The organism is Streptomyces sp. NBC_00328, assembly GCF_036139655.1.
In the GTDB taxonomy this organism is placed as follows: Bacteria; Actinomycetota; Actinomycetes; order Streptomycetales; family Streptomycetaceae; genus Streptomyces.
On sequence record NZ_CP108013.1, the window covers coordinates 4,193,831 to 4,214,374 of the forward strand.

Genomic DNA, 20,544 nt, shown 5'->3' on the forward strand with positions numbered 1-20,544 from the left:
CCATGCGGCTTACGATCCGGGCTTGATGAGCGCCATCCGGAACCACCGCCCGCCCGCCCTCGCCGCCGCCTGGCTCGCCACCCGCGCCCTGATGCTGTGGCTCCTCGCCCACGACCGGCTCGCCCCGCTCGGCAGGGGCGGGGTGTCCCGCGAGGTGGGCCATCTGTACTTCCACTGGTACGGCGTGCTGTCCCAGGGCGCGTTCCCGGCGGGCGACCGGCTGTGGCAGTACCCGCCGGGTGCCGGCCCGGTGCTGCTGGCGCCCGGACTGCTGCCGGGGCTGACGTACTTCACCGCGTTCGTGGCCTGCGCACTCGCCGCCGACGCCGTGATCGCCGTCGTCCTCACCCGCGCGGGGCTGCGCTCCGGCCGCAGTTCGCGCGGCGCCTGGCTGTGGGTGCTGGGCCTGCCCCTCCTGCTGCACATCCCGCTCGCCCGGTACGACGTGCAGGTCACGGCCTTCGCCGTCGTCTCCCTGCTGGCGCTCTCGCGCCGTCCGCGTGTGTGCGGCGCGTTCGCCGCGATGGGGGCGCTGGTCAAGGTCTGGCCCGCGCTGGCGCTGATCGGAACCCCCCGGGGCCGCACCACCCGCGAGGTGTGGACGTCGGCCGCGGTCACCGCGGCCGCGCTGCTCACCGTCCTCGCGGCGGTCTTCAGCGGCCCCTTCGACTTCCTGCGCCAGCAGAGCGGCCGGGGTGTCCAGATCGAGTCCCTCGGCGGCACGGTCCTGGGCTTCGCGCGCCACGCCGGCTGGCCGGGTACGGCCCGCTACCAGTACGGCGCGATGGAGTTCGTCGGCCCGTACACCGGCGTGGTCGCTGCCTGCTCGCTCGCCCTGACGGTCGCCGCGTTCGCGCTCGTGCTGCTGTGGCGGGTCCGCGCGCGGCGCTGGACGACGGCCACCCCGTACGACGCGGCGCTCACGGCCGTCCTGCTGTTCACCGTGACGAGCCGGGTGATCAGCCCCCAGTACATGGTGTGGCTGCTGGGTCTCGCCGCCGTCTGCCTGACCTCTCGGCACACCACACAGCGCCCGGTCGCCGCGCTGATCGTGGCGGCGACGGCGGTCAGTTCGGTGGTGTATCCGGGGCTGTACGGCGACGTGGTGGACAGCACCTGGACGGGCTGCCTGCTGATGCTCGTACGCAACGGCCTGCTGGCCACGGCGGCGGGGGTGTCGTTCGTACGGCTGTGGCGGTCGGGCCTGTCCACGGCCGCCCCGCACCGTGCCGCGCCGGCCGGGCGGGAGCGGGGCGCACACCGGATTCCCGCCGGGCTCCGAACGCGACAGTGACCGCCTCTTGACGGAGAATTACCCGCAATACCTACGATTACGGCACATGGATCACATGAACCCTCACGAGGCGAAGGTCGGCGTCGTCGTCATCGGGTACGACGACGCCGCCCATGTGGCGGACGCCGTGCGCTCGGCGCTCGCCCAGGGTCCGGCCGTGCGCGAGGTGATCGCCGTGGACGACCGCTCGACGGACGGCAGCCCCGCCCTCCTCGACGCGCTCGCCGAGGAGGAACCGCGCCTGCGGGTGATCCACCGGCCGGCCAACAGCGGCGGCTGCGGCAGCCCCCGCAACGACGGCATCGACGCGGCCACGGCCCCGTACCTGATGTTCCTGGACAGCGACGACGTCCTGCCTCCCGGCGCGGTGGACGCGCTGCTCGCCGCCGCCGAGGAACACCACGTCCAGGTCGCGGCCGGCCTGTGCGTGCGCCGCGAACTGCCCTCGGGCCGCGAGGTCCCCTGGGAACGCGCGCTCTACGCACGCCCCGCCGTGATAGCCCGCCCCTCGCGCCGCCTCCGTCTCGCCCACGACACCCTCTGCGTCAACAAGCTGTACCGCACCGGCTTCCTGCGCGAACACGGCATCCGCTTCCCCGAAGGCCGCTACCCCTACGAGGACTTCGTGTTCACCGCGCGGGTGCTGGCCGCCGCGCCGCGCATCGCGCTGATCCCCGACACGGTGTACATCTGGCACGTGCGGCGCACCGCGGAGCGCCTGTCCATCTCGCTCGACCGCGCCGGCATCGGCAACTGGCGGGCACGGACCGAGGCGAACCGGGCGGCGTACGAGATCCTGCTGAGCGCCGGGGAGAAGCAGCTCGCGCGGGCCGTGCACACCAAGTTCCTCGACCACGAGCTGCGGATGTACACGCGCGAACTGGAACTGCGCGCTCCCGCCTACCGCAGCGCCTGGTGGGACCACACGCGGGCGTACCTGTCGACGTTCGACGCGGCCGACCTCACCGTCGATCCGGCCGCCCCCGGCCGCCTCGTCGCCCGCGTGATCCTCGCCTGCCCCGCCCCGCGCGACCTGCCCCGCCTGAGGGAACTCGCGGCCCGCCCGGCCCGGTTGCTCCCGCCCTACACCCGCGACGGCGACGGCACCCCCGTGTGGTCCGCCGACCTGCCCGAGGTGACCCTGGAGCACTTCCTGGGCCGGCCCGCCCACCTGCTGCCCGCCGCCGTCGACGCGGAACTGCGCCCCCGCGCGCGGGGCACCCGGCTGCGGCTGCGCCTGCACGAGCTGTACGGGCGGATGGCCGCGGCCGGTCCCGCCTCGGTGGACCTGGAGTTCGTCCACCGGGAGGAGGGGCGGGTGGGCCTGAGCGGCACGGCGGCCCTGGTGGCCGACCGGCACGGCGGCTCCTGGTGCGCGGAGACGTCCGTGGAGCTGTCGGCACTGGGCGCGGGCACCTGGGATCTGCGCCTGGCCGTGCGCTTTCACGACGGTACGAGCCGGATGGTGTCGGGGCACGCGCTCGGCGGCCCCGGTCTGTTGCGCCGCCGCGCGGTCGCGGACGCTCACCACGGCGTTCTCCTCGTGCAGCCGTACCGGACGCACGCGGGGGCACTGGGTCTGCGGACCGCGTCCGGTTGGCGAGGAATGACCGGGGTGGTGTCCCGAAGGCTCCGTCGCCTGCTTCACTGATACGCGGACGCGGAGACGCGGGGCACGGAGACGCGAGGCGCGGACGCCGGCACCGTCACGCGGGACCGCCTCTCCCCGGCCGCAGGCACACGGTCCGGCAGCACGGACTCACTCACGAGGGGAACGGCCTCACATGACCTGGCTGATCACCGGCGGCGCCGGCTACATCGGAGCGCACGTCGTCCGCGCGCTGCGCGAGGCGGGCGAACAGGCCGTGGTGTACGACGACCTGTCCACGGGGATCGCGGAGCGGGTGCCGTCGGACGTTCCGCTGGTGGTCGGCTCGACCCTGGACGGCGAGCTGCTGGCCCGGACGCTCACGGAGCACTCCGTCACCGGTGTCGTCCACCTGGCGGCGAAGAAGCAGGTCGGCGAGTCCGTGGAGCTGCCCCTGCACTACTACCGGGAGAACGTCGAGGGCCTGCGCGTCCTGCTGGAGGCGGTGACCGCGGCCTCGGTGACCGCGTTCGTCTTCTCGTCCTCGGCCGCGGTGTACGGGATGCCGGACGTGGACCTGGTGACGGAGGAGACACCGTGCGCGCCGCTGAGCCCGTACGGCGAGACGAAGCTGGCGGGCGAGTGGCTGGTGCGCGCGACCGGCCGCGCGACGGGTCTGTCCACGGCCTGTCTGCGCTACTTCAACGTGGCCGGCGCGGCGACCCCCGAGCTGGCCGACGTGGGGGTCTTCAACCTCGTCCCCATGGTCTTCGAGAAGCTGACGGACGGCGCCCCGCCGCGCGTCTTCGGCGACGACTACCCGACGCCGGACGGCACCTGCGTGCGCGACTACATCCACGTGGTCGACCTGGCCGAGGCGCATGTGGCCGCGGCCCGCGCCCTGCGGTCCTCCCCCGGCACCGGCCTGACCCTCAACATCGGCCGCGGCGAGGGTGTTTCGGTCCGCGAGATGATCGACCGCATCAACGCGCTCACCGGCCACGCCCGTCCCCCGGTCACCACCCCGCGCCGCCCCGGCGACCCGGCCCGCGTCGTCGCCTCCGCCGACCGCATCGCCGACGAACTGGGCTGGAAGGCCCGCTACGACGTCGAGGACATGATCACCTCAGCCTGGTCCGGCTGGCTCCACCACCACCCGGACGCGAGCCGGAGCTAGGGCCTGACGTTTGGATCATGCGGCGGGACGCGGGGCAGCCGACAAGGCACCGCGCCTCGACGCCACCTGATCCAAACGACAGACCCTGGTTCCCCCTGTCCGAACTCCCCCACCAGCCGCCGGCCACCAGCCCCCCCCCCCCCGAACTCCGCCTGCCGGCGGCCGGGGTCACGGAGCTCGCGCTCCGGTTGCCCGGGGAGCGGACCCGGCAGGCCTGACCGGCGCAGGCGGGTCAGAGTGCCTTGAGTGCCGCCGCCGTGGCCCGGGCCAGGCTGGCCAGGTAGCCCTTGGGAACCTTGGGGCCGCGGACGACCACCGCGCGCCAGTACAGCGGGCCCGACATCAGGTCCAGCGCGAGTTCGACGTCGACGCCCTCCCGGATCTCGCCCCTCGCGACGGCCGACGCGACGATCCCGCTCGCCACCGACTGCTGGCCCTCCCGCAGCGCCGCCTGCATGGCGTCCGCGATCTCGGGGTTGCGGGCCGCCTCCGCCTGGAGGTCGGGGATGATCTGGCCGGCCACCGGGTGCCGCAGGGCGCGCGAGGTGACCTCGTACAGCAGCCGCAGATCGCCCTCGAGAGAACCCGTGTCCGGCGCGGGAAGCCCCTGGACCGCGATCGCCGAGACCAGGTCGAGCACGAGATGGAGCTTGGAGCGCCAGCGCCGGTACACCGCGGTCTTGCCGACGCCCGCACGGCGGGCGATGCCCTCGATGGACATCCTGGCGTAGCCGACGGACGCGAGTTCCTCGAAGACGGCGGCGCGGATCGCCTCGGTGACGTCCTCGCGCAGGACGGCCGCACCGGCGGGAGCCCGGCGCCGCCGGGCCTTCCCGTCGGCAGGCGCGGGCGTGGCGGCACTCGCGGCTGTGTCGGCGTTCGTCGTCATACGGACCAGCATAGGGCGTTACGACGAAACGGTTGCGTTCCGACGTCGACTGGGCCTACTCTCGCGTTACGACGATACGGTCCCGTTCCGACGTAAGAAAACGGCAGGAAAACCCGTCGGAAAGGTTTCGGGGCCGACCGCACCCCCACCCCCCGAGCGAAAGCAACGGATGTGAGCCAGGTTCTCAACACACCGCCCCCGACAGCGACGCCGGTCTCCCCCGCCGACGACGCCGCGGCCCTCGCCGCCCGGTACGGCCTCACCGTCAGCGGCGCGCGCCCGAGCCTGCCCGCGTACGTCCGCCAGTTGTGGGCACGGCGCCACTTCATCACCGCCTTCGCCACCGCCAAGCTCACCTCGCAGTACAGCCAGGCCAAGCTGGGCCAGGTGTGGCAGGTGATGACCCCGCTGCTGAACGCGGCGGTCTACTACTTCATCTTCGGCATCCTGCTCGGCACGAAGAACGGCGTGCCGGACTACGTCCCGTTCCTGGTCACCGGCGTCTTCGTCTGGACCTTCACCCAGAGCTCGATCATGGCGGGCACCCGGGCGATCTCGGGCAACCTCGGCCTGGTCCGCGCCCTGCATTTCCCGCGCGCCGCGCTGCCGGTGTCGTTCGCCCTCCAGCAGCTCCAGCAACTGCTGTTCTCGATGGCCGCGCTGGTCGTCATCCTGCTGTGCTTCGGCGTCCCGGTGAGCGTCTCGTGGCTGCTCGCGGTGCCCGTGCTGGTGCTCCAGTTCATGTTCAACGCGGGTGTCGCGATGATCGTGGCCCGGATGGGCGCCAAGACGCCGGACATCGCGCAGCTCATGCCCTTCCTGCTGCGCACCTGGATGTACGTCTCGGGTGTCATGTGGAGCATCGACAAGGTGCTCAGCAACAACAAGCTGCCGCACTGGGCGATGGTCCTGCTGGAGAGCAACCCGGCGGCCGTCTACATCGACCTGATGCGCTTCGCGCTGATCGACAGCTTCCACGCGCACCAGCTGCCCCACCATGTCTGGGCACTCGCGGTGGGCTGGGCGCTGGTCGCCGGCATCGGCGGCTTCATCTACTTCTGGAAGGCTGAGGAGACGTACGGCCGTGGCTGACATCATCACGCAGGACACCCAGCCGCAGGACGCCGTGAGCGCGGCCGGAGCCGCCCCCGCGGCCGACGCCGAGCGCATCCCGACCGTCGTCGCGGACCGCGTCGACATCGTGTACCGCGTCAACGGCACCGGCGCCGGACGGGGCAGCGCCACCGCCGCGCTCAACCGCATCCTGCGCCGCAAGCAGTCCGAGAAGGCGTCGGGCGTCCGCAAGGTCCACGCGGTCAAGTGCGTCTCCTTCACCGCCTACCGCGGCGAGGCCATCGGCCTGATCGGCACCAACGGCTCCGGCAAGTCCACGCTGCTCAAGGCGGTCGCCGGCCTGCTCCCGGTGGAGAACGGCAAGATCTACACCGACGGCCAGCCCTCTCTGCTCGGCGTGAACGCGGCCCTGATGAACGATCTCACCGGCGAGCGGAACGTCTACCTCGGCGGCCTCGCCATGGGCATGTCCCGCGATCAGGTCAAGGAGCGCTACCAGGAGATCGTCGACTTCTCGGGCATCAACGAGAAGGGCGACTTCATCACCCTGCCGATGCGGACGTACTCCTCCGGCATGGCGGCCCGGCTGCGCTTCTCGATCGCGGCGGCCAAGGACCACGACGTGCTGATGATCGACGAGGCCCTCGCGACCGGTGACCGCTCCTTCCAGAAGCGGTCCGAGGCGCGCATCCGTGAGCTGCGCAAGAGCGCGGGCACGGTGTTCCTGGTCAGCCACAACAACAAGTCGATCCGCGACACCTGCGACCGCGTGCTGTGGCTGGAGCGCGGCGAGCTGCGCATGGACGGCCCGACCGCGGACGTCCTCAAGGAGTACGAGAAGTTCACGGGCAAGTAGGCACCGGCACAAGGGCGCGTACGCGCGTGCCGCGTGAGCGGTGACCGGGGCGGGGCCGTCGACGGCCCCGCCCCGGTCCTCGTACGCACCCCGCGAGCGCAGCGCTCCGGCCCTCGTACGCACCCGCGCGAGCTCGGCGCTCCGGGACGCTCGATGATCCGGGACGCTCGCCGCCCGCGGCCACTCGCCGCCCCGGCAGACACTCGGCTCTCCGGACCGCTCAGCGCTCCAGGAACGCGAACAGTTCCTCCCACCTGCGGACGACCTCGTCCGTGGCGAAGCGCCGGATGTTCGCGCGCGCCGCCTCGCCCATGGAGTCCCGCAGCGCCTTGTCGGACATCAGCGTGTCGAGCCGGCGGGCCAGTTCACCGGTGTTGCCGAGGGTGGCCAGCAGACCGTCCTCGCCGTCCCGGACGATCTCGCGGACGCCCGGCGCGCAGTCGAAGGCGGCGCACGGCAGACCGGCGGCCATCGCTTCCATGAGGGCGAGCGGGAAGCCCTCGCCGCGCGAGGAGAGCACGAAGACCGAGCCGCCGCGCAGCGCGCCGGGGACATCGCTCGTCCGTCCCATCCAGTCGACCGAGTCCTCGAGCCCGAGCGAGGCGCACTGCTTCCTCAGGATCTCCTCGTCCTCGTCCTCGCCCGAGCCGTGGACGCGCAGCCGCCAGTCGGGGTGGAGCGGGGCGACCTCGGCCCAGGCGTCGAGGAGCATGTCGATGCCCTTCTGGTCGTGCAGCCGGCCCACGCTGACGACGGCGTTCCCGGTGCGCGGCGAGGGCACCTCGGGCATGAACGGCAGGGGGTTCGGCATGAAGGAGGCGTTGTTCATGCCCTGCCCGATCCACAGGTCGGCGTCCTCACGGGTGAGCGCGAGCATCCGGTCGACGTCCTGGTAGTACTTCAGGACCCGCCTGAAGCGCGAGGTCGTCCGGCAGTACTCGAAGGACTCGTGGCTCATCCCGATGACGGTCAGTCCGCCGGTGTCGGCGAGCTCCACCCATTCCATGGCCCACACCTGGGTGACGATCACGACCGCACCGGGGCGCGCGGCCCGGAACAGCGCGGTCAGTCCGGCGGCCTTCTCCCGCATGCCCGCCGCCCGCTCGGCACGCACTCTCCGCCCGGCGACGTCGAGCCGCCCCCCGAGGCCGCGCGCCGGTCCGACCCGGGGCGGGTGGATGTCGTACAACGTCGTGGTGGGGTAAGGGAGTTCGCCCAGTTCCTGGGGAACGGCGGGCTCCGTCACGCCCACCACGTGCACGCGGTGACCGCGCTCGGTGAAGAGCCGGGCCATCTGGTGCGACCAGGTCGTCACCCCGCCCAGTTCGTCGACGCTGTTGGAGACGAAGAAGATGTCCCGCTGCGCAGGGCCGGTCATCCACGCCTCCAGTGCCCGAAGAACTGGTCGACGACGCTCCGGGCCGCCGTCCCCTTGTCGTACTCGCCGAAGTCGGCGAGGAACTGCTCGCGCCTGGGCGCGTACTTGACGCTCTGTTCCTCCAGCGAGCCGAGCACCGTGTGCAGTTCGTCCTCGGTCCGCACCACGGGTCCCGGTGCCCGCTCCAGCAGGTCGAAGTAGGTTCCGCGGTCCTCGTGCACGTACGCGTCGTAGTCGTACGCGAAGAAGAACATCGGGCGGTCGAGGAGGGCGTAGTCGAACATCACGGACGAGTAGTCGGTGATCAGCCCGTCGGCGAGGGCGAGCAGCGGGGTCATGTCGTGGTGGGCGGTGACGTCGACGACCCGGCCGCGCACGGACGGCGGGAGCACGACGTGGTTCAGGTAGTGGGAGCGGACCAGGAGGACGTAGCGGTCGCCGAAGGTGTCGGCGAAGCGCTCGACGTCGAAGGGCAGCTCGAACCGCTTCTGTCCGTTGCCGCGACGGCGGAAGGTCGGGGCGTACAGGAGGATCTGCCGGTCCTCGGGGATGCCCAACTCCGCAGCCAGCGGGCTGCGTTCGCGCCCGTCACCGGCCGTCTCCCGCTGTCTGGCCCGCACGAGCGCGTCGTTGCGCGGGTACCCGACCCGCAGCAGGGTCCGTTCCTGGAGCCGGAACGCCCGCGCGAGGGTGCGCACATCGTGCTCGGAGCGGATGAGGAACCGGTCGAAGCGGTCCAGCGTCTTCTGCTGTTCGGCCTGCGCCTCACGGGACTTGAGCTTCCATTCGGCCTCGTCGAAGCCCATCCGCTTGAGCGCGGAGCCGTGCCACGTCTGGATGTACGTCGTACCCGGCCGCTTGGTCAGCTTCAGCGGGTAGCTCTGGTTGTCGACCCAGAACTCGGCCTGCGCGAGGGCCCTGAGATACGGCAGCGACCAGCGGCGTACGAGGGTGGCGTCGTCCGGGAAGCCGTCCGGGCTGCCGCTGTACGCCCAGACCGGCTCGAACTCCAGCCCCTGGCGGCGCATCTCCTCGTAGATCGCCCGGGGGCTGTCGCTGTACTGGCGGCCCAGGTGGCTCTCGAAGACGACGAGCCCGGTGCGGACGGGCAGCCGGCTGAACACCTCGTGGTAGAGACGGATCTTGGTCTCGCCGGAGGTGAGTTCCTTGCGCAGCGAACGGGCCTTGCGGTAGCCGGTCTTGGCGAGTGTGCCGGCCCGGCCGTGCACACCGCGCTGCACGACGACGTTGGCCTTCTTGTCGGGGACCAGCCGGAAGGACAGATGTCCGCGCGAGGAGACGACCGGTTCCATGCGGTCGGCGACCAGCCGCGTGAGCCGGGGACGGACGGGCACCTGACCGGTGACCAGACCGGGTTCGGCCGCGGTGAGCCTCGTGCCGGTGCGCACGCCGTCGACGTCGAGGTGGAACCGTACGTCCCACACGGCGTCCACGATGCCCAGCGGCCGTACGGCCATCAGGTTCGCCGCGCCCTCCCAGGCGACGGTCTCGCCCGCGTGCCACACGTTCTTCACGGGGAAGCGGAAGGTCTGGAAGCGCACTCCGGGGCGGCGGGCGTAGAACTCCAGCTCGCCGGCGAGCCGGGCACCGGGCGGAATCACCCCGAGCGGGTTGGTGACGCGCCCGGCCAGCCGGACGGTCGCGCCGGTGCTCTCGTACGAGGTCAGCGCGTTGCGCAGGAACATCCGGTCGACCGGCTTGATGTGGTGGCCGAGGTCAGTGACGTCCAGGACGTGCCGGCCGAAGGGGTCGTCGAGATGCTCGGCGCACCAGTACACGCGGCCGTCGCGCTCGACGAGCGGCGAGGAGATCTTGTCGCGGTTGGTGAGGGTGTCCACGGCGGGCAGCAGGTTGTCCCAGTCGCTCACCTGGAGGAGATAGGCGCAGATGGCCTGGATGGGTTCGGTCTCGTCGAAGGCGGCGCGGTCAATCGACTCCAGGTACCGCCGGGCGATCGCCGCGAACTCCTCACGGAAGGCGGCGTCGCGGAAGGGCAGTTCGCGCAGGTGCAGCACGAGGTCGTGCTTGAGGAACTTGACGTCCTTGGCGAACTTCAGCTCCAGGAGCCCCTTGTCCGCGAGGAGTTGGTCGACCCTGCGGTGGATCTCCATGCGGTGGGTGAAGTTGGCGATCTCGTCGCGCCGGTTGCTGATGGACTTCGCCGCCGCCCTGTCGGCGACCCGCCAGTCGTACACCCGGTTGGGGATGAGGGTGATGCGGCGGGCGGTGGCGTAGGCCTGGGCGGAGAAGAGCAGGTCCTCGTAGTGGATGCCGACCGGGAAGCGCAGCCCCTCGTCGAGCAGGAACCGCCTGCGGTAGCACTTGTTGGTCGACAGGGTGTCGAAGACCAGCAGGTCGGGCAGTTCGGAGATCGACTCCAGGGTCCGGGTGCGCCCGTACAGCCAGGGGTACCACTTGACCTCCTTGCGGGTGCGCGCGTCGACGTGCACCCGCACGCACAGGCCGGAGACCAGGTCGGCGCCGGTGGCCTCGGCGGCCTCCAGCATGTTGCGGCAGGCGTTGCGCTCCAGGACGTCGTCGCTGTCGAGGAAGAGCACGTAGGTGCCGCGGGCCTCGGTGATGCCGCGGTTGCGGGGGGCGCCGCAGCCGCCGCTGTTCTCGGGCAGCCGGCAGGCGCGGACCCGGTCGGGGTGCGCCGCGGCCAGTCCCCGTGCCACCTCGTACGAGCCGTCGGTGCTCCGGTCGTCGACGACGATCACCTCGACGTCGTGCAGCGTCTGGTCCAGGACGGAGCGCACGGCCGTGGGCAGCCGGGCGGCGTCGTTGTAGACGATGACGACCACGGAGACGGCGGGCTTCCCTCGCCCGGACCCGGTGTCCCCGGCGGGGGAGCCCGCGGACACCGTCCCTGGTCCGGCGGGTTCTGTCCCGTGCCCGGCGGACTCCGTCCCCTCTCCGGCGGATTCTGCCCCCTGCTTGGCGGACGACTGAGGTTGATCCACATTCATCCTATTAATCGTAGACACTGCGGCCCCCTTTGGGGCGTTATCGGCCGTTCCTCGCGTGTTGGAACACCCATGTCCGGTACACCACGAAGCGGAACGCCGAGGCCAGGACGATCGACAGGGCCTTGGCGACGTTCGAGCCGAGCGGTCCGCTCATCCCCAGGCCGTGGTAGCCGGCATAGAACAGCACGCTCTCCATGGCGACACCGAGCCCGCTGAACGCGAAGAAGAGAGCGATCTGGCGGCGCGTGCGCGAGGCCCGGTCCCGGTAGGCGAAGTAGCGGAAGCCGAGGTAGTTCGTCCCCATCGCGACACAGCTGGCGACCACCGTGGCGGCCATCGGGGCCCACATCAGACCGTGCAGCGCCAGGTTGAAGAAGAGGATGTTGACGGCGACCCCACTGCCGCCGACGACGGAGAACCGGGCCACCTCCAGGGCGAGCCGGCGGACCCTCGGGGCGCTCGGGGCACTCGGGGCAGTGCGGGGGCGGACGACGGGCAGGGTCGCGACGGGCGCAGGGCGCTCGGAGAGATGCACTGTCACGGGTCCGGAACCTCCACAGGTCTGTCCGTCGGTCGAGCCCACCCTAAGCTAAATGTCCTATTTACCAGGTATAGGTAAATCGCGAGCCGGAATTTCGTCGCAGAAGCACCAGAGACAGGCAAGAAAGCCGAGGTGCGCCTCTCGCACACGAAACGGGGGCGCCCCGAGCCGTCACCGGCCCGGGGCGCCCCCGTTCGCGTACCGCTCAGGAATGCGAGCGCAGCAGCGTCCGCATCGTCCGCATCGCCACCGACAGGTTGGCGAGGTCGAACGAGTCCGAGCCCTGGATCTCGTCCAGGGTGGTGCGGGCCCGCCCGAGGATCGCCGTGTTCTTCTCCTGCCAGGCCTCGAAGCGCTGCTCGGGAGTGGAAGCCCCGCCGCCCACCGCCAGGACGTCGGCGGTCAGCGCCGCGTGGGCCGCGTACAGGTCCTCGCGGATCGACGCGCGGGCCATGGACTGCCAGCGGTCGGCACGCGGCAGCTCGATGATGCGGTCCATGAGCTGGGTGATCCCGAGACGGTCGGCGAGGTCGTAGTAGACCTCGGCGACGGCCATCGGGTCCTGGCCCGTGCGGTCGGCCACCGAGACGATGTCCAGCGCCGGGAAGGCGGAGGAGAACCCGGCCACGCGGGTGGCGAGTTCGTCCGGCACGCCGGCGTCCGACAGCTCGTCGTAGATCTGCTGGTACCACTCCAGGTCCGCGCCGCGGACCAGCTTGGGCAGCTCCGACCACACCTGCTCGACGCCGTCGGTGAAGAAGCTGATCGTCTCGGCGAGCTGGAGCGGCTGCGGCCGGTTGTTGAGCAGCCAGCGGGTGCCGCGCTCGACGAGACGGCGCGAGTGCAGCCGGATCCGGGTCTGCACGTCGGCGGCGACGACATTGTCGAGCGCCTCCACCGAGTCCCACACCGCGCTGGAGTTGAAGATCGCGCGGGCCGCGGTCTGCGCCCGGACGATCTCCTCCAGCGAGGCACCCGTCTCCTCGCGCAGGCGGTGCAGGAAGCTCGTACCGCCCGTGTTGACCGTGTCGTTGACCAGGACGGTCGTCACGATCTCGCGGCTCAGCGCGTGCCCCTCGATCTGCTCGCGGAACCGGTCGCGCAGCGCCGTCGGGAAGTAGGCGAGCAGCAGGCTCTGAAGGTACGGGTCGTCGGGCAGCGAGGTGGCGAGCAGCTCGACGGAGACCGTGATCTTCGTGTACGCGAGCAGGACCGCCGTCTCGGGACCGGTCAGACCCTGGCCGGCGTTGAGCCGCTCGCGGATCTGCCGCTCGGTGGGCAGGAACTCCAGGGCCCGGTCGAGGTACCCCTCGCGGACCAGGTGACGGAGGAACCGCTGCTGGGCGTGGAGCATGCTCGGGGACTGGGCCAGCGCGTTGGCGATCGCCGTGTTCTGCGCGTAGTTGTTGCGCAGCACCAGGGCGCCGACCTCGTCGGTCATCTCGGCGAGCAGCTTGTTGCGCTGCTTGACGGTCAGATCGCCGTTGGCCACCACCGCGTTGAGCAGGATCTTGATGTTCACCTCGTGGTCGGAGGTGTCCACGCCCGCGCTGTTGTCGATGGCGTCCGTGTTGATCTTGCCGCCGTGCTGGGCGAACTCGATCCGGCCGAGCTGGGTCAGCCCCAGGTTGCCGCCCTCGCCGACGACCTTGACGCGCAGGTCGGCGCCGTCGACGCGGATCGCGTCGTTGGCCTTGTCGCCGACCTCGGCGTGCGACTCGGCGGACGACTTCACGTACGTGCCGATGCCGCCGTTCCACAGCAGGTCGACGGGCGCCTGGAGGATCGCCCGCATCAGGTCGGCCGGCGTCATCTTCACGACGTTCGACTCGATGCCGAGGGCCTCGCGGATGTGCGCGTTGACCGGGATGGCCTTGGCGCTGCGAGGGAAGACGCCGCCACCGGCCGAGATCCGCTCGGTGTCGTAGTCGGCCCACGAGGAGCGCGGCAGCTCGAAGAGGCGGCGGCGCTCAGCGTAGGAGGTCTCCGCGTCCGGGGTCGGGTCGATGAAGATGTGCCGGTGGTCGAACGCGGCGACCAGGCGGATGTGCTCGGAGAGCAGCATGCCGTTGCCGAACACGTCGCCGGACATGTCGCCGACGCCGACCACAGTGAAGTCCTGCGTCTGGGTGTTGACGCCGAGCTCCCGGAAGTGCCGCTTCACGGACTCCCAGGCGCCGCGGGCGGTGATGCCCATCTTCTTGTGGTCGTACCCGGCTGAGCCGCCGGAGGCGAACGCGTCGCCGAGCCAGAAGTCGTAGCTCTCCGCGACCTCGTTGGCGATGTCCGAGAACGTCGCCGTGCCCTTGTCGGCGGCGACCACGAGGTAGGTGTCGTCCTCGTCGTGCCGCACGACGTCGGCGGGCGGGACGATCTCGCCGGCCACCATGTTGTCGGTGATGTCGAGCAGCGCGGAGATGAAGGTCCGGTAGCTGCGGATGCCCTCGGCCAGCCACGCGTCACGGTCCACGGACGGGTCGGGAAGCTGCTTGGCGACGAAGCCGCCCTTGGCGCCGACCGGCACGATGACGGTGTTCTTCACCATCTGCGCCTTGACCAGGCCGAGGATCTCCGTACGGAAGTCCTCGCGCCGGTCGGACCAGCGCAGACCACCGCGCGCGACCTTGCCGAAGCGCAGGTGCACACCCTCGACGCGCGGCGAGTACACCCAGATCTCGAACGCCGGGCGCGGCGCCGGGAGGTCCGGGATGGCCGTCGGGTCGAACTTCATGGAGACGTACTCGTGCGGCGTGCCGCCGGCCGTCTGCTGGAAGAAGTTCGTGCGCAGGGTCGCCTTGATCAGGTGGAGGAAGGACCGCAGGATCCGGTCCTCGTCCAGCGAGGCGACCTGGTCGAGGGCCGCTTCCAGCTCCTCCAGCAGCGCGTCCGTCAGCTCGACACCGGCGCGCTGGCGCTCCGGCGACATCCGCGCCTCGAACAGCGAGACGAGCAGCCGGGTGGTGTGGACGTTGTTGCGGAGGGTGTCCTCCATGTAGTCCTGGCTGAAGGTGGAACCGGCCTGGCGCAGGTACTTCGCGTAGGCGCGCAGCACCATCGACTGCCGCCAGGTGAGCCCGGCGCTCAGCACGAGGGCGTTGAAGCCGTCGTTCTCGGCCTGTCCGGTCCAGGTGGCGGCGAAGGCCTCCTGGAACCGCTCGCGGCCGTCGTCGCCGAGGTGGTCGCCGTTGCCGTTGAGGGACTTGGGCAGGCGCAGCCCGAAGTCGTAGATCCACGCCGTCGTACGGTCCGAGCAGCGCAGTTCGTACGGCCGCTCGTCGGTGACCTCGACGCCCATGCGGTTCAGGGCCGGCAGGACCGCGGACAGCGAGACCTGCTCGCCGGTGCGGTAGATCTTGAAGCGGCGCTCACCCGGGACCGCGCCCACGGGCTCGTACAGGCTGAGCGCGAAGTCCTTGCTCGTTTCCTGCCCGAGTGCCTGGAGGTGGACCAGGTCGGCGACCGCCGAGCGCGGGGAGTGGTCGGCCTTGTAGCCCTCGGGGAAGGCGTTGCCGTAGCGGCGCAGCAGCTCGGCAGCGCGCTCCTCGCCGCATTCGGCGGTCAGCGCCTCCGCGAAGCCGTCGGCCCAGGAGCGGGCGGCCTCGACGAGGCGCGCCTCGATGCGCTCCTTGTCGGAGTCGGACAGCTGCGGCAGCTCGGTGCCGGGCTCGACCCGGACCACGAAGTGCAGCCGGGACAGGATCGACTCGGTGTTCCAGGCCGTGAAGTCGACGCTGGTTCCGTTGAGCTCTTCCTTGAGGATGTCGATGATCCGCAGGCGCACACCGGTGGTGTAGCGGTCGCGCGGGAGGTAGACGAGGGCCGAGTAGTAGCGCCCGTACTCGTCCTGGCGCAGGTAGAGCCGCAGCCGGCGGCGCTCCTGGAGGTACAGGACGGACGTGACGATCGCCCGGAGCTCGTCGGCGGGGGTCTGGAACAGCTCGTCGCGCGGGTAGGTCTCCAGGATCTGGAGCAGGTCTCGTCCGTCGTGGCTGTTGGGCGAGAACCCGGCGCCGCGCAGGACCTCTTCGACCTTGCGGCGGACGACGGGCACCCGGCGCACGGACTCGGTGTACGCGGCGGAGGAGAACAGGCCCAGGAAGCGGCGCTCCCCGATGACCTCGCCGTTCTCGTCGAACTTCTTGACCCCGACGTAGTCCAGGTACGACGGGCGGTGCACGGTGGCGCGGCTGTTCGCCTTGGTCAGGATCAGCAGCTTGTGCTCGCGGGCCTTGGCCCGGGCGTCGGCGGGCAGCCGCTCGAAGGACGGGCTGACCGGGTGGCTGTCCTCGCCGTGCTGCGGGTCGGAGCGCAGGATGCCGAGCCCGGTGCCGGGGACGGCGGCCAGCGAGTCGTCCTCGCGCAGCTGGTACTCGCGGTACCCGAGGAAGGTGAAGTGGTCGCCGGAGAGCCAGCGCAGCAGCTCGCGGGCCTCCTCGACCTCCTGGTCGCGCAGATCGTCGGCGGTGGGCTCCTTGGGGAGCTCCTCCGCGATCCGCAGCGCCGCGTCGCGCATCTTCTCCCAGTCCTCGACGGCCTCGCGGACGTCGGACAGGACGCGCAGCAGATCGGTGGTGATCTGCTTCAGGTCGGCGCGGTCGGTCTCCCGGTCGATCTCGACGTGGATCCACGACTCGACGTGCGCGTCGTGCGGGAGGTCCTCGGCGGAGGGCCGCGCGGGCAGCACCTCGATGAGCTTGCCGGTGAGGTCGCGCCGTACGACGAACTGCGGATGGATGACGACGTGGATGCCGCGTCCCTGCCGGGACAGTTCGTTGGTCACCGAGTCGACGAGGAAGGGCATGTCGTCCGTGACCACCTCGACGACGGAGTGGCTGCAGGTCCAGCCGTTCTCCTCGACGGTGGGCGTGTGCACGCGCACGTTGGCCTTGCCCTGCGGGCGGTTCTCGGCCAGTCGGTAGTGGGAGAAGGCCGCTCCGAAGACGTCGACCGGGTCGCGGTCGGTGAGGTCCTCCGGGGCCGTGTGCAGGTAGTAGCGCTGGAGGAACGCGAGCACGGTGTCCCGGTCGGGGGTGCCCTCGCCCGTCGTCCCAGTCGGTAGGTGCCCCCCGACCGGGCTGTTCTCAGCTACCCGGGCGGCCCTCTCGAGCAGCTCGGCCTTGGCTTCGTCCAGCTTGGTCTGCATTGTCCTCTGGCTCCTGTCGCGCGCCGTTGCGTGACGTTGAAGGAAATACGGTCTCGTAGCTTCCGACGCAACGCCGCGACGCGGGGTGTCCGGTCTGGTTCGACGCTATGCCGCAAGGGGAGACGGGCGGAGGGGTATCGGTCATTCTGGACCACCCCGGAGGGTGTGACGCCGCTCTCGGCGACGTCCGTTCCCCGGGTGCCGTCGACGTACGGAGTGCGTTGCCGCCGGCGCTCGCCGCGTTTCCGCTCGCGCCCACGGCCGTCGCCGTGATCCCGTCCCGCCCGTGAAGATCAGCGATTGACGCCCGGTCACGGATGTCGTCCGTGCGTTCCGGGCGCGGGGCAGGGGCGACGATGCCCCCGCGAGATATCGCGCTGATCACGCCACCAGGCTATCGCCCCCGACCGGGGAGTCGTCATGAGCCGTATGTGTACAAAAGCAGGGGGGCAACTTTGACACTATGCACAGGGGCGGAGAGGGCGACGGCATGCAGTGCGGGCCGACTGCGGGCTACCGTCGTCCTACGGACCGTGTTCTGCCCCTTGGCAAACACTTCCCCCCGAGACAGGTTGGCAGGGACGGCGAACGCGACGCGCAGGACGGCCGACGGGAGCGCAGCACCATGGCAGCGAAGATCCTCATTGTCACCGGCGACGCGGCGGAGTCGCTGGAAGTCCTCTACCCCTATCAGCGTCTGCGCGAGGAGGGGTACGAGGTCCACATCGCGGCCCCCACCCGCAAGAAGCTGCAGTTCGTGGTCCACGACTTCGAGCCCGGCTTCGACACGTACACCGAGAAGCCCGGCTACACCTGGCCCGCGGACCTGGCGTTCGCGGAGGTCGACCCCGGCGCTTACGTCGCCCTGGTCATCCCCGGCGGGCGCGCCCCGGAGTACCTCCGCAACGACCTCGAACTCCGCAAGATCCTGAAGTCGTTCTTCGACGCGGACAAGCCGGTGGCCCAGATCTGTCACGGCCCCCTGCTGACCGCGTCCGTGGACAGCCTGAGCGGGCGCCGCGTCACGGCCTATCCCGCGCTGGAGCTCGACATGCAGGCGGCGGGCGCGACCTTCCAGGACGCGGAGGCCGTCGTCGACGGCACCCTGGTCTCCGCCCGCGCCTGGCCGGACCACTCCGCCTGGATGCGCGAGTTCCTCAAGGTGCTGCGCTCGAAGGCCCCGGTGAACTGACGCGCCGACGGCACGGCCCGCCCTCCGGCGAGCTGTCCGGGAGGCGGGCAGGATCCTCAGGCCGCCAGCCTGCCGGCCTCCTCGACCGCCTCCTCCAGGCTGTCCACCACGGGAACGCCGGCCCCCTCCAGGCTTGCGCGGCTGTGGGAGCCCCCGGTGTAGAGGACGGCCCCGGCGCCGACATGCCGTGCGGCCGTCGCGTCGTCCACCGCGTCGCCGATCACCACCACGCGGGCCGGTTCGACACCCGCGAGGGCGCCGAGGTGGCGCACCATGTACTCGGCCTTGCTGCCGCCCGAGGGCCCGGTCCGTCCGTCGACCCGGACGAAGTGCGGCTCGATCCCGAAGCCCCGCACCAGCGGGACCAGCTCCTCGTGCCCGTACATGCTCAGGAGGGACTGGCTGCGGCCCGCCGCCTCCCACCCGGCGAGCAGCGCGGGCACTCCGGCGGTCAGCCCGCACGCCCTGCGGTGCTCGGCGTAGTACCGGTGGAAGGTGTCGTCCATGATCTGCCACTCGGTGTCCGTGGGCAGCCGGCCCATCAGCCGCTCGTAGAACCTCGGCACGGGCACGCAGTACATCGCCCGGTACCGCTCCAGGGTGATCGGCTCAAGACCCAGCTCCGCGAAGGCCGCGTTCGTCGCCCCGATGATCGCGTCATTGTCATGGAACAGCGTGCCGTTCCAGTCCCAGACAATGTGCGCGTTTCCTTGCTTCCCCATACCGAGAAACGTACCCGCCGCCACCGACAACACCTCATCGCGGGCGGAGACCGGGCGGCTGCTCCAGGGCCTGTCTGACAATTCGCGTCGTCGCCCGAAGGGCGGCCCGGCGGCGTCAGGTACGTGCTCTCGGCGTGCCGGCCCCAGACCTGCGTACTGGACGTACTCGGGTCTGGGGCCGGTGCGGCGAGAGGGCGTGCATGGCGTCGCCGGGCAGACGGGAATTGTCAGACAGGCCCTAGTCCCACCAGGCCGGGGATCTCCTGCGTGGCGAACCACAGCAGCTCGTGGTCATCGGCCCCGTCGACGACGAACTGGGCGTCGTCGTCCCCGGCCTCGGCCGCGCCCAGCGCCCCCGCGGCCGCGGTCACGTCCGTCTCGGCGTCGGCCGCGTCGACGTGCACGGCGGCCGCCTTGGCCAGGGTCACGTCCTGGGAGACCCGCACCTCGCCGAGCGCCGCGGGATCGAGTCCCCGGTCGGGGTCGGCTGCCGCGGCCCGGTCCGGAACGTCGACCGCGACCACGACCCGGCGCCGCACGGCCTGGGGATCGGCCGCCAGGAGCCGCAGCGAGGCCAGCGCGGCACGGCTCAGCGCCGCGTACTCCAGCTCCTCGATGTCGTCGGAGAGATACCACTCGCGCAGGGCGGGCGTGACGGCGTACGCGACGAACGGTCCCGTCTCCAGCTCTCCCGTCTTGTACGCCTCGGCGAGACCGGAGAGGGTCAGGGGGACGTAGACGCGCATGGCTGGCCGCTTTCGTAGTCGGGGCTCCGATGGTCACGCGGTGCGAGCACTCCGGGGAGGGCGGTCCCGCGCCTTGGGGAGGGCCCTCAGGATACGTGCGGGCGTCCCCTTTCGAGGTCCCGGCCGCGCCCTCCGCGGCGTCCACCCCACGCCCGCGATTCACCCGGTACTCCCCTTGGCCGCCAAGGGTTCCGCCGCTCCCCGCAACCCTGATAGGTGAACTCTCCGGCGGCCGCGGCGCGCGGCCTCCGCCCTTGCGCGGGCACCTTCCCGGCTCGTACAAGATCCCCGACACGAAAGTTACCGACCGGTATCACCGGTCCGGACGACGAGCGGGGACGACGCATGAACAAGGTGATGACCAGGACCAGGCGCCACCCGGGCACCCGCCCGCCCGGCCGTCAGGACTCCCGCCGCCCCGGCGGCGCCCCACCGCGCACCCCGGGCACGGGCACCCCCGCCCGGCGGCCGGGCGGGGGCCCGCCGCAGGACACGAGCCGGCCCCCCGCCCCCTCCGCGGGCACTCTGTCGCCGGACGGGGCCCGGCCGCTCGCCACGACGGCCCCCGAAGCGCCCGCGGGCCCCGCTCCGCGGCCCCGCCCCACCGACGTCTTCGCCGAGCGTCTGCTGGCCGTGCTGAGCGGTGCCCGCCCCGTCCACTGCATGCTGCGCCACACCGCGGGCCGGGCCTACGACGAACTGGTCCGGCTCGCCGAGCGCGGCCCCCTGCGCACCCGCGGCACGCGCCCCGTCGTCCGGGACATCGGCTACTACGTCGCGCGCCCCGGCGCCGTCGAGGCCTTCGCCCGCATCGGCGCCGGCGACCAGCTCCGCGCCATGGCCTTCCGGCTGGAGCAGGGCCCCGACCTCCGCTGGCGCTGCACCGCGATCGAACTCGGCGGCCCCCGCACACCCCGCCCCACCGACTGAACACCACCGGGTCACCGGCCTCCG

14 protein-coding genes are annotated in these 20,544 nt (G+C 71.3%); 7 read left to right on the forward strand and 7 right to left on the reverse strand.

Going from position 1 to position 20,544, the window contains the following annotated elements:
* Positions 1–25 precede the first annotated feature (25 nt).
* The 3 genes from OG485_RS18320 (at position 26) to galE (ending at position 4,059) form a co-directional block, all read left to right on the forward strand.
* Positions 26–1,294: a glycosyltransferase 87 family protein gene (locus OG485_RS18320; protein WP_328669418.1), complete on the forward strand. Its 1,269-nt coding sequence runs from the start codon at positions 26–28 to the stop codon at positions 1,292–1,294.
* Positions 1,295–1,349: 55 nt separating this feature from the next.
* Positions 1,350–2,945: a glycosyltransferase family 2 protein gene (locus tag OG485_RS18325; RefSeq protein ID WP_328674536.1), complete on the forward strand. Its 1,596-nt coding sequence runs from the start codon at positions 1,350–1,352 to the stop codon at positions 2,943–2,945.
* A gap of 133 nt (positions 2,946–3,078) precedes the next feature.
* A complete protein-coding gene (gene galE, locus OG485_RS18330; RefSeq protein WP_328669419.1) occupies positions 3,079–4,059 on the forward strand; it encodes a UDP-glucose 4-epimerase GalE in 981 nt (326 codons plus the stop codon).
* Positions 4,060–4,291: 232 nt separating this feature from the next.
* Here galE and OG485_RS18335 read toward each other — a convergent pair whose 3' ends face one another.
* The gene (locus tag OG485_RS18335) at positions 4,292–4,960 is read right to left on the reverse strand and encodes a TetR/AcrR family transcriptional regulator (protein ID WP_328669420.1); all 669 of its coding nucleotides are present in this window, start codon (positions 4,958–4,960) and stop codon (positions 4,292–4,294) included.
* A 159-nt stretch (positions 4,961–5,119) separates the two neighbouring features.
* On the opposite strand from OG485_RS18335, the gene OG485_RS18340 reads away from it, so the two are divergent.
* Together OG485_RS18340 and OG485_RS18345 are read left to right on the forward strand one after the other, a co-directional pair.
* Positions 5,120–6,040, forward strand: a complete 921-nt coding sequence (locus OG485_RS18340) for an ABC transporter permease (protein WP_328669421.1) — start codon at positions 5,120–5,122, stop codon at positions 6,038–6,040.
* A gap of 34 nt (positions 6,041–6,074) precedes the next feature.
* Positions 6,075–6,878: an ABC transporter ATP-binding protein gene (locus OG485_RS18345; RefSeq protein WP_443048922.1), complete on the forward strand. Its 804-nt coding sequence runs from the start codon at positions 6,075–6,077 to the stop codon at positions 6,876–6,878.
* 220 nt (positions 6,879–7,098) lie between these two features.
* Here the strand turns inward: OG485_RS18345 and OG485_RS18350 are convergent, their stop codons facing one another.
* The 4 genes from OG485_RS18350 to OG485_RS18365 all read right to left on the reverse strand — a co-directional run bounded on the left by OG485_RS18350 (position 7,099) and on the right by OG485_RS18365 (position 16,930).
* Positions 7,099–8,256, reverse strand: a complete 1,158-nt coding sequence (locus tag OG485_RS18350) for a glycosyltransferase (protein ID WP_328669423.1) — start codon at positions 8,254–8,256, stop codon at positions 7,099–7,101.
* A complete protein-coding gene (locus tag OG485_RS18355; RefSeq protein ID WP_328669424.1) occupies positions 8,253–11,246 on the reverse strand; it encodes a bifunctional glycosyltransferase/CDP-glycerol:glycerophosphate glycerophosphotransferase in 2,994 nt (997 codons plus the stop codon). The genes OG485_RS18350 and OG485_RS18355 overlap by 4 nt, the downstream gene beginning before the upstream one ends.
* A 37-nt stretch (positions 11,247–11,283) precedes the next feature.
* Positions 11,284–11,787, reverse strand: a complete 504-nt coding sequence (locus OG485_RS18360; RefSeq protein ID WP_328669425.1) for a GtrA family protein — start codon at positions 11,785–11,787, stop codon at positions 11,284–11,286.
* 205 nt (positions 11,788–11,992) lie between these two features.
* Complete coding sequence (locus OG485_RS18365; RefSeq protein WP_328669426.1) at positions 11,993–16,930, reverse strand: NAD-glutamate dehydrogenase; 4,938 nt, start codon at positions 16,928–16,930, stop codon at positions 11,993–11,995.
* Between the two features lie 625 nt (positions 16,931–17,555).
* Here OG485_RS18365 and OG485_RS18370 point away from each other — a divergent pair.
* On the forward strand, positions 17,556–18,122 hold the full coding sequence (locus tag OG485_RS18370; protein ID WP_328451823.1) for a DJ-1/PfpI family protein: 567 nt from the start codon (positions 17,556–17,558) through the stop codon (positions 18,120–18,122).
* 56 nt (positions 18,123–18,178) lie between these two features.
* Here the strand turns inward: OG485_RS18370 and OG485_RS18375 are convergent, their stop codons facing one another.
* Together OG485_RS18375 and OG485_RS18380 are read right to left on the reverse strand one after the other, a co-directional pair.
* Positions 18,179–18,844: an HAD family hydrolase gene (locus OG485_RS18375; RefSeq protein ID WP_328669427.1), complete on the reverse strand. Its 666-nt coding sequence runs from the start codon at positions 18,842–18,844 to the stop codon at positions 18,179–18,181.
* Between the two features lie 227 nt (positions 18,845–19,071).
* Positions 19,072–19,590 (reverse strand): DUF6912 family protein, encoded by a 519-nt coding sequence (locus tag OG485_RS18380; RefSeq protein ID WP_328669428.1) that lies wholly within the window; start codon positions 19,588–19,590, stop codon positions 19,072–19,074.
* Between the two features lie 345 nt (positions 19,591–19,935).
* Here OG485_RS18380 and OG485_RS18385 point away from each other — a divergent pair, with 345 nt between their 5' ends.
* Entirely contained in the window at positions 19,936–20,520 is a 585-nt protein-coding gene (locus OG485_RS18385) for an Rv3235 family protein (protein ID WP_328669429.1), read from the forward strand.
* Positions 20,521–20,544: the final 24 nt, after the last annotated feature.